At 38.3% G+C, this 12,806-nt stretch carries 12 protein-coding genes; 7 read left to right on the plus strand and 5 right to left on the minus strand.

The window, feature by feature from the left end:
* Positions 1 to 353: 353 nt before the first annotated feature.
* Positions 354 to 830: an arginine repressor gene (locus F0475_RS06580; protein ID WP_155715995.1), complete on the minus strand. Its 477-nt coding sequence runs from the start codon at positions 828 to 830 to the stop codon at positions 354 to 356.
* Between the two features lie 456 nt (positions 831 to 1,286).
* On the opposite strand from F0475_RS06580, the gene F0475_RS06585 reads away from it, so the two are divergent.
* Together F0475_RS06585 and F0475_RS06590 are read left to right on the plus strand one after the other, a co-directional pair.
* Positions 1,287 to 2,015 (plus strand): Bax inhibitor-1/YccA family protein, encoded by a 729-nt coding sequence (locus F0475_RS06585; RefSeq protein WP_155715996.1) that lies wholly within the window; start codon positions 1,287 to 1,289, stop codon positions 2,013 to 2,015.
* 134 nt (positions 2,016 to 2,149) lie between these two features.
* Entirely contained in the window at positions 2,150 to 3,079 is a 930-nt protein-coding gene (locus F0475_RS06590; RefSeq protein WP_155715997.1) for a M48 family metallopeptidase, read from the plus strand.
* Positions 3,080 to 3,188: 109 nt separating this feature from the next.
* Here the strand turns inward: F0475_RS06590 and F0475_RS06595 are convergent, their stop codons facing one another.
* Positions 3,189 to 4,142 carry an NAD-dependent epimerase/dehydratase family protein gene (locus F0475_RS06595; protein ID WP_155715998.1) on the minus strand — a complete coding sequence of 318 codons (954 nt, stop codon included), beginning with the start codon at positions 4,140 to 4,142 and terminating at the stop codon, positions 3,189 to 3,191.
* A gap of 185 nt (positions 4,143 to 4,327) precedes the next feature.
* Between F0475_RS06595 and kbl the strand changes: the two genes are divergently transcribed.
* Positions 4,328 to 5,515 carry a glycine C-acetyltransferase gene (gene kbl / locus F0475_RS06600; RefSeq protein WP_009434014.1) on the plus strand — a complete coding sequence of 396 codons (1,188 nt, stop codon included), beginning with the start codon at positions 4,328 to 4,330 and terminating at the stop codon, positions 5,513 to 5,515.
* 304 nt (positions 5,516 to 5,819) lie between these two features.
* Here kbl and F0475_RS06605 read toward each other — a convergent pair whose 3' ends face one another.
* A complete protein-coding gene (locus tag F0475_RS06605) occupies positions 5,820 to 6,506 on the minus strand; it encodes a NigD1/NigD2 family lipoprotein (protein ID WP_449421266.1) in 687 nt (228 codons plus the stop codon).
* 6 nt (positions 6,507 to 6,512) lie between these two features.
* Positions 6,513 to 7,712 carry a 1-acyl-sn-glycerol-3-phosphate acyltransferase gene (locus F0475_RS06610; RefSeq protein ID WP_155715999.1) on the minus strand — a complete coding sequence of 400 codons (1,200 nt, stop codon included), beginning with the start codon at positions 7,710 to 7,712 and terminating at the stop codon, positions 6,513 to 6,515.
* Between the two features lie 236 nt (positions 7,713 to 7,948).
* Here F0475_RS06610 and F0475_RS06615 point away from each other — a divergent pair, with 236 nt between their 5' ends.
* Both F0475_RS06615 and radC read left to right on the plus strand, forming a co-directional pair.
* Positions 7,949 to 8,989 carry a glycosyltransferase gene (locus F0475_RS06615; RefSeq protein ID WP_155716000.1) on the plus strand — a complete coding sequence of 347 codons (1,041 nt, stop codon included), beginning with the start codon at positions 7,949 to 7,951 and terminating at the stop codon, positions 8,987 to 8,989.
* Positions 8,990 to 9,246: 257 nt separating this feature from the next.
* A complete protein-coding gene (gene radC / locus F0475_RS06620; RefSeq protein ID WP_009433933.1) occupies positions 9,247 to 9,933 on the plus strand; it encodes a RadC family protein in 687 nt (228 codons plus the stop codon).
* A 33-nt stretch (positions 9,934 to 9,966) separates the two neighbouring features.
* Here the strand turns inward: radC and F0475_RS06625 are convergent, their stop codons facing one another.
* Entirely contained in the window at positions 9,967 to 10,725 is a 759-nt protein-coding gene (locus F0475_RS06625; protein WP_234422973.1) for a hypothetical protein, read from the minus strand.
* Positions 10,726 to 10,945: 220 nt separating this feature from the next.
* Here F0475_RS06625 and F0475_RS06630 point away from each other — a divergent pair, with 220 nt between their 5' ends.
* Both F0475_RS06630 and F0475_RS06635 read left to right on the plus strand, forming a co-directional pair.
* The gene (locus F0475_RS06630; protein ID WP_009433903.1) at positions 10,946 to 11,266 is read left to right on the plus strand and encodes a metal-sulfur cluster assembly factor; all 321 of its coding nucleotides are present in this window, start codon (positions 10,946 to 10,948) and stop codon (positions 11,264 to 11,266) included.
* Between the two features lie 46 nt (positions 11,267 to 11,312).
* Complete coding sequence (locus tag F0475_RS06635; RefSeq protein ID WP_155716002.1) at positions 11,313 to 12,077, plus strand: UDP-2,3-diacylglucosamine diphosphatase; 765 nt, start codon at positions 11,313 to 11,315, stop codon at positions 12,075 to 12,077.
* The last annotated feature ends 729 nt before the right edge of the window (positions 12,078 to 12,806 follow it).

Raw genomic sequence — 12,806 nt, forward strand, 5'->3', positions numbered from 1 at the left:
AGTTTTAAAAGCACCTTTTCCTATATAAGGAATTCAATTGAATTGATCGGTTCGTTTCTTTTACCCATCTATTTGATTCTTAATCAAACAGACGCTTCTTGTACTACTTCTCTGTTTATGTAAATCTTTTCAAAGAACTCTTTCTTTATTGCTTTAAACACTCATAAGCACGTGGCTTATTTCGTAAAAGCGAATGCAAAGGTATATACTTTGCTAGAAACTACCAAATGTTTTAAAGAAAAAGTTTCAAAAAAGTATTATTTTCTAGTTCTATCTGTATGAGAAAAGAGGTTATAAAGCTCTACACCATATTATATATAAGTTTGATGAATTTAAATAAATATCATTGAATATTATCCAATCTCTGGGATTACATACGACAATACCCGTAAAATCTGCCCACGTGTAACACCTTCACGGATGGCAACAAAGATAGTATCATCTCCTGCAATTGTTCCCAAAATATAATCAGAATCACTTGCATCAATATCATATGCAATAGCGCTGGCATAACCTGGTCTAGTCTTCACAATAGCCAATTGTCCCGAGATATTCACAGAAATATAACCACTACGCTGTAACATTTCCGTAGCCTTTCGGGGAGTTGTAACCCGCTTATACATAGTTTCGTTTGGTAAAACATACACATATTTTCCATTCATGGAAGCAGCTTTAGCCACTTTTAACTGCTTAAGATCACGACTGAGCGTTGCTTGTGTCAATTGAAATCCTTCTGCCTCTAAGGCTCTCAAAACCTCTTCTTGAGAACTAAGTTCCATACTAGATATCAACATTTTCAATGCTTCTAGTCTACTATTCTTCACTTTCATAAGCGTATATTTATGCTTTAACGCAACAAATATAGATATTTAATTTATAAAAAACAAGTATTTTTGAATAAAAGTAACAATATTTTTTAATAACAAGCTATTACATAACAAAAAACAACTAACGAAGCGTATAAAACTCGAAATAGTATTCACAACAACAACAGAGTCCCCATCTAAATAGAACTTGTCACAATACAAAAAACGACAATAAATTCTCCTTTACCATACCACATACACATAATTATATATGATTAAGGTACATGCGACATCTGCCACTACTCTCCTAAAAGATCTAAAAAACGATTATTATATTTGTCAGACTCTTTTCTTTCATTTATATTTGTAGCTAAATGGCATAGCATTTGTCCATTAAGCAAAAAAGAAGAAGAAGCTCTCATTATTATCAGTAGAGTTCCACAATAAAGAAGAAACAAACAGAAAACAAAACAAAAAGAAATGAATATGGATTTCAACAACTATTCAAAAGTGGTTAATAACCATGATCGTGACCTAGAAATGGCACGCGCATTTCCAGCACTAATGCGTAAGGTATATGTATGGATGGCAATGGCACTCGCCATTACAGGTATTGTTGCTTATGGGGCAGGTAGTTCTCCTGCACTTATCCAAGCTCTCTACATTAGTAAAGGTCCTATGCTTATTGCAGCCTTAGTGGAGTTTGGCATCGTATGGTATCTATCATCTCGCATCTATAAGCTATCTCTTGCCAGCGCAACCCTATGGTTTATCCTCTTCTCTGCCATCAATGGTCTGACCCTCGGATGGATATTTGCAGTATACAAAATAGCCATCATTGCCAAAACCTTCTTTGTCACTGCAGGAACCTTTGGAGCAATGGCATTAATAGGATCAACGACGAAGAAGGATTTAACAAAGTTCGGAGGAGTACTCTTCATGGCATTAATTGGTTTGATTATAGCTAGTCTAGTCAACCTCTTCTTGCACAGTTCCACAATGGATTATATAGTCAGCATTGTTGGAGTGCTCATTTTTACAGGTCTCACCGCATGGGATGCACAAGCAATCAAACGTAACCTTCTCATGGCTCCTGATGCAGGAGAATCAGCCCAGAAAATAGCACTCCTAGGGTCATTGAGTCTCTATCTCGACTTTATCAACCTCTTCCTTTATCTTCTTCGATTCTTTGGTAACAATAAAAACTAAGGCATTTAAATATCATACGGACAACCCTCATGGTTGTCCGTATTTGATGAAATAAAATTGATAAAAGACTTGACTATTCAAAAGAATATCCATATATTTGTCACAAATTAACTTTAACAAACAAAACAGTTCGTATGAGAAAGAGATTTTACAGTGTATGTATTGCCACATTACTCATTGCAGGAGCAACACCAATGAAGGCGCAGTTCAATATAGGGAAAGCTGCAAGTGGTGCCGTAAAAGTAGCCAAAGCTGCAACTTTGACAGATGCAGACATGGCAAATTACGTAAAAGAATACGTTGCTTGGTTGGATAAGAACAACAAAGTTTGCGATGCTCGCAGCCCTTACACAAAGCGTCTTAACAAATTAACACAAGGTCTTACCAATGTAGAAGGAATCCCTTTGAACTTTAAAGTTTACTATGTAACAGACGTCAATGCCTTTGCCTGCCCTGATGGAAGCGTACGAGTATTCTCATCCCTCATGGATCTTATGACAGACGAAGAACTTTTGGGCGTTATTGGACATGAGATTGGTCACGTTGCACATAAAGACTCTAAGAAAAGATTCCGTACCTCCCTACTTACTTCTGCGCTCAAAGATGGACTCGCTGCAACCAATGGTAAAGCCGCAGCACTTACTGATTCACAACTTGGTGAACTAGGCGAATCACTCCTCAATGCCACTTACTCTCAGAAACAAGAGAGTCAGGCAGATGCTTACGGATATGAGTTTCTGAAAGAGAATGGCAAAAATCCATGGGCTATTGCACTATCTTTCGAGAAATTAAAGAAACTCGAAGAAGACCAAGGTATCCAAAAAGAAGGTAAATGGAAGCGTATGTTCTCTTCACACCCAGATCTTGACAAGCGTATCAAAACTATGAGTAAGCTTGCAACAAAGGATGGATTTGCACGTCCAGAGAACAAGATGCCTGAAAAGATAGAACCAGAGAAGACTACATCTACTAGTCAGACAACCAACAAACAAGGTACAAAAAAGACTTCTACTGGTAAAAAGCCTGTAGGAAAGAAACCAACTCCTAAAGGAAAAAGAAAATAATAAAAGTAAACTCAGAAATTATCTGTAGTAACTTACACATTTACTTATAAACAAGAAAGAGAGGCAGTTATCAAGATGATAATCTGCCTCTCTTTTATCTTTAAAAGGACTATTTCAACTTTACCTTTAAGTTCTTTAGCATATCAATCGTCATGGATTCCAAATCAAATTGTGGTTTCCAATCCCATTCCTCACGTGCACAACTATCATCTAAACTATCAGGCCAACTGTCGGCAATACTCTGCTTGAGAGGATCAACATCGTATTCCATCTCAAAATCAGGCTTATGCTGCTTAATTACATTAAATATTTCTTCTGGATCAAAACTCATCGATGCAATATTGAAACCATTACGATGCACCAAACGAGATGGGTCAGCCTCCATTAAGGAAATGGCTGCATTCAATCCATCAGGCATATACATCATATCCATCAATGTACCTCTCTTAATTGGGCACACGAACTTCTCACCGCGAACAGCCGAGTAGTAGATATCGACAGCATAGTCAGTTGTACCACCACCAGGAGGTGTCACATAAGAAATCAAACCAGGGAAACGCACAGAACGAGTATCTACTCCATATTTATTGAAGTAATAATCACTCAACAATTCAGTAGCAACCTTTGACACACCATAGATAGTTCTTGGACGCTGTATCGTATCCTGTGGTGTCTTGACACGAGGTGTACTCGGGCCAAATGAGCCTATAGAACTAGGCGTGAAGACCGCACATTGATTCTCACGTGCAACTTCCAAGATGTTCCAAAGACCATCAATACCAATCTTCCAAGCTAACTGTGGCTTATTCTCCGCCACGACAGATAACAATGCTGCAAGGTTATAAATCGTATCAACATGATACTTCTTTACAACCTCCGCAATCATTTGCGGGTTTGTAACATCAGCCTCTGCAAAAGGTCCACCATCCCTCAGTTCACCCGTAGGTTCAGCACCTTTAATATAACCAGCGACGATGTTCTCATTGCCATAACACTTTCTCAATTCCCTGGTAAGCTCTGAGCCTATCTGCCCAGTGGAGCCTATCACTAAAACATTTTTCATATATATAGATAAGTTGATAATCCATTTTGTTGCAAAGTAAACATATTTTTATCGAATAGAGCTCTTCGATATCTTAAAATTATCAAAATTACTGATTCTATTACAAAAAAGCATTGTAAAACATCCTTATTCTCGTTTTTTATACCTTACTTTGCCCTGTATAACAATTAAAAGAATCTAATGTTATGTATGGAAAGATGAAAGAATATCTCTGCAACTCACTTGCTGAGATAACAGAAGCAGGGCTTTACAAGAATGAAAGAATCATCGAAAGCCCACAGAGTGCAGCAATTGAAGTAAAAGGTAAAGAGGTTTTGAACTTCTGCGCCAATAACTATTTGGGACTCTCCAATCACCCTCGTCTGATTGAAGGTGCCAAGAAGATGATGGACAAGAGAGGCTTCGGTATGTCATCAGTACGCTTTATCTGTGGTACACAAGATGGGCATAAAGAGCTTGAAGCTGCCATCTCCGAATACTTCAAGACAGAAGATACTATCCTCTATGCAGCATGCTTTGATGCTAATGGAGGTGTATTCGAACCTTTGTTCACAGACGAAGATGCTATCATTTCCGATGCGCTAAATCACGCCTCTATCATTGATGGTGTGCGCCTTTGCAAGGCTAAACGTTATCGTTATGCCAATGCAGACATGGCTGATTTAGAGCGTTGCTTGCAAGAGGCACAAGCCCAACGTTTCCGCATTATTGTTACTGATGGCGTATTCTCAATGGATGGTAATGTGGCTCCAATAGACAAGATTTGCGATTTAGCAGAGAAGTATGATGCTCTCGTAATGGTTGATGAATCACACTCAGCGGGCGTGGTTGGTGCTACAGGTCATGGTGTTAGCGAGCTTTGCAAGACCTATGGTCGTGTGGACATATATACTGGAACCTTAGGAAAAGCATTCGGTGGAGCATTAGGAGGATTCACTACTGGACGTAAGGAGATCATTGATATGCTTCGTCAACGCAGTCGCCCATACCTCTTCTCCAACTCTCTTGCACCTTGTATCATCGGTGCGAGCCTTGAAGTATTTAAGATGTTGAAGGAAAGCAACGCCCTTCATGATCAGCTGGTAGAGAACGTTAACTACTTTAGAGACCACATGTTGGCTGCTGGATTCGATATTAAACCCACCCAAAGTGCCATCTGTGCCGTTATGCTCTACGATGCTAAACTATCTCAGGTATATGCAGCTAAGTTGTTAGAAGAGGGTATCTATGTTACAGGTTTCTACTATCCTGTTGTTCCAAAGGGGCAGGCTCGCATTCGAGTTCAAATCTCGGCAGGTCACAATCGTGAGCAACTTGACAAGTGTATAGCAGCCTTCATCAAAGTTGGTAAGGAACTTGAAGTATTAAAGTAAGGACATCTACTCACAAAAAACACATCATTTTAAGAACAAGAAAAGCTGTATCTATATTTCGATACAGCTTTTCTTATGTCCGAAAAAAGACTTCCTTGAATTAATTTTTAGTTTATTTTTTTCAAAGAATCAATTTATTTTCATGTTATTATTAGTCTATTTTTTTGAATATAAAAACATACCTTCAAATCAACATAACAATCTCCTATCATTTAAAAAACACTCTTGAAGATAATAGGTAGGCGTCTTCTAAACGACAAAGAACGCCATAATATAAAACAAACTATACTAAAAAGGGATATTATCAGAAGTATTTTCTAACCATTCCATTATAGGTATTGATGTCTAAAACAATGGAGTCTCTCGTCTGAATATTCGTCATTGGCATACTAACAAATATACGTGCACTGTAATACTCTGGTACGCCATTCTGCGCATGATACAATCGCATATAGAAGTTCTTACCACCATCTAACCTTCTTTTTACCGAGTCAACAACAATAGCTAACGATTGCGCAACCTTCTTATCATCAACTTTACCTGTTTTCAAAGACAATCCAAGGTTAAGATAACGGCGATTCTTACTTATCCAAGCACTCTCAAATGTAACAGGATCAGTGTGTATATCTACCACATCCAATGCAAACTTCATCTGCAAAACAGGTACAGGACTAATATCAATAGCCTTTGTCACACCTTCAACCACCTTATTATAATATAGCATCGCACGATAAGTCGTGTCGGGTTTAACCGCCCATAGCTTTTTTACATGAGGTCGTAACGACAAGTGTTCACCCTTGTCTGTGACAGCCTCAACCAGTTCGGAAGCATCATTTGAACGCACTTCAACAAAGTCAGTGTTAAGGTATGACAAGCCAGAATCACCCTTTTCGAAGAAGTCATGCTTACAGGCAACAACCATAAGTAATGTTACAAGCAACATTACTATGGTCATTCCGCCCTGTATCTTACTATTGATTCTCGTACTCACAGAGGTTTATTTCTTAAAAGTAAGACGATTCAACAACGATTTTAAACGCCCACTTTCTGAAGATGCATCTATATAATTTTTTGCGGGATAAGCGTATTGTGTGAGCAAGCAAGTACGCAAGAATTGCTCATCACGATTCTCTATATCAATCTTCTCAATCTGTCCTGCAAGGTAGGAATCGAACTTTTCGTAATCATCCTGCGTGTAATACTCCTCGTAAACCTTCGTGTCTTGAATCATATCAAGGGCAACGTAATTAATAGGATAGAGCTTATAACTACTATGAATTTCGTGGTCAATATGAGAAGCGATGGTATCAAAGAGCTTATTTTTTGGTAAATCAGTATCCAAAGTATCGAGCCAATCGTCTATACATGGTGCACAATGATAGAAGATATGACCTTTAAATCCCTTGATACCTATCAACATACTCTCTAAGTCATCCTCGGCAGTCTTTTTCCAATAAGGTATGTCTCGACGTAATTGATATTCCCTTGCCTTGAGGTAGTCACATGGGTCATACTCATAAGAGATGGATAGTGGAACTATATGCAACTGCTTCAAGCGATCAATAATACTCCCTTCACCACCCATAACCATCATTTTTAAGATTGCAGGTTGGGTGAGATCGTTAGAGTTCTTAGCACGACCTTGACGTTGCGCAATCCATACATTCTCGTTTTTCTCTGCCACTGCGAAATGGATATATTCGGACATTCGCTTGCTGGCACGCAACATTTCAACAGAATGTAACGCCCTTTCAACGGTAAAAGACTTATTAATACGCACCAAATCACGTATCCAATCAGCAGAGAGAAGATTATCTCCGATTGCAATCTCGCATGTTGTAGAGAAGCCAACATCTATCAGTAACTTATCCAAAAAGGCTGAATCAAGAACAATATCACGATGGTTACTAATGAAAGTGTACCTTTTTCGGATGTCAATGTTCGTTGCGTCCATACTAAGACCTAAGCTCAAGGTCGTCACCAAACGCTGTAAGAAGGGATAACAAAATGCTTTCTGAAATTCAAGATTCGTCTTACAAGCTCGTATCTTCTGCTCCAGTATTTCCATAGGAACATCAGGATAAAGATATGCTAACACTTGTTGAAACTGCTTGTCAGCAAGAATCCGATCATAGACTACTGGTAATTCCTCTGGTTCAAAGGGGCGAATAGGATCAAACTCCGATGGTATCTTCATAACTATAAGTAATTAATTTATTTCTACTTTATTAGTACAAATATAGGTAAAACAGCCCAATCTCTAAAATAGAAGACCATCGTTTAACAGAAGATTAACAATTTTCTCTAACCTTGTCATATTATCCGAACTATACGTAAAGGTGATTACCTTAACAAGATAATGTTATATTTATGAGGATAATAATACGCTAAATTACTTGCCAATCACAAACAAAGTGTTATCTTTGCAATGTTATGAAGTACAGCATTATAGTACCCGTTTTCAACCGACCAGATGAGGTTGATGAGCTATTAGAGAGTCTTCTCCACCAAAAGGAGGCGGATTTTGAAGTGGTCATCGTCGAAGATGGCTCAAAAGTAACATGTGAGGAGGTTTGCAACAAGTATGTTGACAAACTCGATTTACATTATTATTATAAGGAGAACTCAGGACCTGGTCAGAGTCGGAATTATGGTGCAGAACGGGCAAAGGGAGAGTTTTTACTCATCCTTGACTCAGATGTTGTACTTCCAGAAGGTTATCTACAAGCTATCAGCAAAGAGCTTTCGAGAGAACCAGCAGATGCCTTTGGAGGACCAGACAAAGCGCATGATTCGTTCACAGATACGCAGAAGGCAATCTCTTACTCAATGACATCTTTCTTCACAACAGGGGGCATCCGTGGGGGAAAAAAGAAACTAGATAAATTTTATCCACGCTCCTTTAACATGGGTATTCGTCGTGATGTTTACAGGGAATTAGGCGGTTTCTCCAAGATGCGCTTTGGTGAGGATATCGACTTCTCTATACGTATCTTCAAGGCTGGGAAACGCTGTCGCCTCTTCCCAGAGGCATGGGTGTGGCATAAAAGACGCACAGACTTCCGCAAGTTCTGGCGACAGGTTTACAATTCAGGTATTGCCCGTATCAACCTATATAAGAAGTATCCTGAATCTCTGAAGGTTGTCCATCTCTTGCCTATGATATTCACTCTTGGGGTTCTCTTTCTCACTTTGATTATCCTTTGTGGGCTTCTCACGATGGTTTGCACATCAGCTAAAACTCTTGGTTGTAGCCTTATCTTCTTAGGGTTATTACCCCTTCTTCTTTATAGTGCAACCATCTGTATAGACTCAACAATGCAAAATCATAGTTTGAAAATCGGCTTCCTTAGTATCCGTGCAGCTTTTTATCAGCTCATAGGTTACGGCTGTGGATTCATTAATGCATGGTGGAAACGATGCGTATGTAGCCGTGAAGAGTTTGCAGCCTACCAAAAGAACTTCTATAGTTAATTCATAATTCACAATTCAAAGTTCCCCCCTATTAAAATATAACAACCGCCTATCTACAATCATCAAAACCTATCACTATGAATGAATCAATTTGCCACAATAGGGACAGATGCCCTCGTCTGTCCGCCAGAACGCCCCTGTTTATCAAGAGACTTCATATATACCACGGACAGACGAAGGCGTCCGTCCCTACTTTGTTATCTGTTACGAGAACATTTGATATACCTTATTAGGAGAAAAGAATATCACATTAAACTATGAAAAGTATATCCATTAACAACTGGGCAGAGGCTGACCGCCCACGTGAGAAACTGGAGAGACTGGGGGCAAGTGTGCTCAGTGATGCAGAATTATTGGCTATTCTTATTGGTTCAGGAACAGCAAATGAGAGTGCTGTCGACCTAATGAAACATATTTTAAAAGATTGTCATAACAATCTAAACTCACTGGGGAAGTTATCTATACATCAGCTAGAAGGATATAAAGGAATTGGTCCGGCAAAGGCTATAACGATACTTGCAGCATGTGAATTGGGTAAACGCAGGCAACGTGCAAAGGTAGAAGAAGTCCCCTTACTGAATAGTGCAGAAGCCATTTACAATTATATGTACACCACCATTCAAGACCTCGACATTGAAGAGGGTTGGATACTAATGATGAAGCAAAACTTTCGTCTTATAGAGGCCAAACGTATCTCAATTGGTGGACTAACTATGGCTCCAATTGATATAAGACTTATGATGAAAGAGGTATTAATGAAGAATACTACCATCCTTGCATTCTGTCATAATCATCCCAGTGGGAACACATCTCCCAGCCATGAGGATGATCTTCTTACCACACGCATACGGAAAGCATGCGAATTACTAAGCATTCACTTCGCTGATCATGTAGTCCTCACTGATGGGAAATATTACTCTTATCGTGAAGAGGGAAGACTCTAAGAATTCTCTCGAAGCTCGATAATAAACAAAAGTCTACCACTCCCACCAGTTCTTTCTTTCCACCTCGTGCCACGCACCTAAGGGCTCTACACTCCAAACTAGACCAGAGTTCCGCCAATAAGTAATTCTCACCTTATTATAATGCTCTAGTTCCAAGTAATGTGCATAGCTAATAAGATGCTCTGGAGAAGAGGATAGGGTGTCACCTTCCCATGTAATAACATAATTGGTAAAAGAACGCCTGTGAACTATTGTGTCTAGCGTAAATGAGCCTTCATAAGTAACAACATCATTATCCACAAAGTCCTTTATATAAGCTGTAACACCCCTAATAATAAGGAAAAGAGAAGTTATCCCCAAAATAGAAAAACCAATCTTGGTATACCATTTATACTCCTTAACACGCCAACAAAAGATGCCAAAGATGCTAACAGCTATTCCGAAAGAGAACAGAAGAGCTGTCAAAAAGAGTCCACAATAACCTTCTCGTGTATGTAAACCAAAGTAACTTGGATATATGCAAAGAGGTAACAAGAAAATAAAGAGTACTGTGCCAAGCGAAACAAGCAGTTTGGTACGCTTTTCATTAAAATTAAGTTGTCCCCAAATCTTCCTTCTCTGTACTTTAGAAGTAGCCTTACTCTTTCGCGCACTCTGATTAGCTTCAGCCAAGATAGCATTCCACTTAGCACTGCCAGGCTGTACCTCATGTGTTCCGAGAGCATCCCGAACAGTAATCCTTACAGGCTTCTTATTTTGATAAGTGATATTCCAACTATACCAATCGCCCATGATAATCATCCTTCTTTATCATTGCACAAATATACAATAATATGTTTGTAAAACCAAGATAAATGACCTTCTTTCCTTAGCAAGCTATTGTGATTATTATTTAAAATTACTATCTTTGCAAAAGATAGGTAACATCTGGCAATTTAAAAACATTTTTTATTGCGCTTATTAACACTATCTTTACAAGTTACACATTATAAATAAACACCCAATTAAATATATGACACAAGAAGAAAAGACACAGATAGAAGAAAAAATCGTTGATGTGTTGAAGACCGTCTATGACCCAGAAATACCTGTAAATATCTATGATCTTGGAATGATCTATAAGATTGATGTAGACGAGAAAGGTAATCTCGACATGGATATGACATTTACAGCACCATCTTGCCCTGCAGCAGATTTCATCCTTGAAGATGTACGAACAAAGGTGGAAAGTGTTGAGGGAATAAAATCAGCTAACATCAATCTAGTCTTTGACCCAGTATGGGATCAAAGCATGATGTCTGAGGAGGCACGGGTTGAATTAGGCTTTGAATAAAGCCACAATAGCTCGTTAACACCCCATTCACTTAAAATTCAAAGACATGAAAAATATCTATTTCCTTTCTGATGCACACCTTGGTTCACTAGCCATAAAACATAGACGCACACAAGAACGCCGTCTAGTCCGTTTCTTGGATAGCATAAAAAACAAGGCTGCAGCTATTTATCTACTAGGCGATATGTTCGACTTTTGGAACGAATATAAGTATGTTGTTCCAAAAGGATATACTCGATTCCTAGGAAAAATATCAGAGTTAACAGATATGGGAGTAGAGGTGCACTTCTTTACAGGTAATCATGATCTCTGGACTTACGGATACTTAGAAGAGGAATGTGGCGTTATCCTTCATCGTCAACCCATCACAACCGAGATCTACGATAAGGTTTTCTATCTTGCACATGGTGATGGACTAGGAGATCCAGATCCTATATTTCAGTTCTTAAGGAAAGTCTTTCACAATCGAGTATGCCAACGATTACTCAACTTCTTCCACCCTTGGTGGGGTATGCAGTTAGGTTTGAATTGGGCAAAAAAGAGTCGATTGAAACGTATTGATGGAAAAGAAGCTCCCTACATGGGCGAAGATAAAGAATATTTAGTGCGTTTCACAAAAGATTACATGCGCACACATAAAGACGTCGATTATTATATCTATGGTCATCGACATATTGAATTAGATCTCACCCTATCACGGAAAGTACGCATGCTGATACTTGGTGATTGGATATGGCAGTTCACTTACGCAGTATTCGATGGTGAACATATGTTTCTAGAGGAATACGTTGAAGGGGAAAGCAAGCCTTAACAAAAGTAAAAATAAGCCTATTATCAAGATAAAAAGTTATTTTTTAGCTATAAAAACTCATTTTCCTTAGAAAGTATTTGGAAGTTACAAAACAAACTCGTATCTTTGCATTGTCTTTTAAGAGATAGGATTCTTGAATAAAGAGAGCCTATTAATTAAATAGGAATAGCATATTAGAAAGAATTTAAGACATTCATAATATAAAATTAAAACTCAGGTTTGTAGATTAAGTTTAGTCAAAAGAAAGGTGGTTGTCGTGAGACAACTACCTTTCGCATTTTATAATAATTCACCTCTTATATATATCCTACTCTATCACTGCTAACGAAAAATTACAGCACAACTGCATACTTATCAGCAGTTAAGGAATAATATATTAGGGAGAAACAGAGCATAAAGGAAAATCTTTCTATAAGTTTTATACCATGTTGAGAATCATTGTTTGAAACTGATTTATTCCCTAGTCCATTTTAAATTTGATTTGCTGTCATATTTAGCACTTGAGATAAACAACTGGTTGTAAGTCTATTCTGAATGAGAAAATTATAACAGCAATGCCTGGAAAAACAAAAAGATAGACTGTAGCAAAAGCTCTTTTCCACATTTCTACATCGCTGAACATAGCAATACAAGTAAGCTATGGTAGAGATAGTGGATGGGTCATGAGCATCATTACCCCACTTTTAATACAGTCTATCACTAATATTCAATATCCGTAGGAAATCCCTA

The sequence above is a fragment of the Prevotella vespertina genome (assembly GCF_009728485.1).
In the GTDB taxonomy this organism is placed as follows: domain Bacteria; phylum Bacteroidota; class Bacteroidia; order Bacteroidales; family Bacteroidaceae; genus Prevotella; species Prevotella vespertina.

Excerpts from the sequence above, each read along its gene's own strand:
- F0475_RS06615 (WP_155716000.1), top strand. The coding sequence starts at position 7,949 with ATGAAGTACAGCATTATAGTACCCGTTTTCAACCGACCAGATGAGGTT.
- F0475_RS06630 (WP_009433903.1), top strand. The coding sequence starts at position 10,946 with ATGACACAAGAAGAAAAGACACAGATAGAAGAAAAAATCGTTGATGTG.
- F0475_RS06580 (WP_155715995.1), bottom strand. The coding sequence starts at position 830 with ATGAAAGTGAAGAATAGTAGACTAGAAGCATTGAAAATGTTGATATCT.
- F0475_RS06585 (WP_155715996.1), top strand. The coding sequence starts at position 1,287 with ATGAATATGGATTTCAACAACTATTCAAAAGTGGTTAATAACCATGAT.
- F0475_RS06635 (WP_155716002.1), top strand. The coding sequence starts at position 11,313 with ATGAAAAATATCTATTTCCTTTCTGATGCACACCTTGGTTCACTAGCC.
- F0475_RS06590 (WP_155715997.1), top strand. The coding sequence starts at position 2,150 with ATGAGAAAGAGATTTTACAGTGTATGTATTGCCACATTACTCATTGCA.
- F0475_RS06610 (WP_155715999.1), bottom strand. The coding sequence starts at position 7,712 with ATGAAGATACCATCGGAGTTTGATCCTATTCGCCCCTTTGAACCAGAG.
- F0475_RS06625 (WP_234422973.1), bottom strand. The coding sequence starts at position 10,725 with ATGGGCGATTGGTATAGTTGGAATATCACTTATCAAAATAAGAAGCCT.
- F0475_RS06595 (WP_155715998.1), bottom strand. The coding sequence starts at position 4,142 with ATGAAAAATGTTTTAGTGATAGGCTCCACTGGGCAGATAGGCTCAGAG.
- radC (WP_009433933.1), top strand. The coding sequence starts at position 9,247 with ATGAAAAGTATATCCATTAACAACTGGGCAGAGGCTGACCGCCCACGT.
- kbl (WP_009434014.1), top strand. The coding sequence starts at position 4,328 with ATGTATGGAAAGATGAAAGAATATCTCTGCAACTCACTTGCTGAGATA.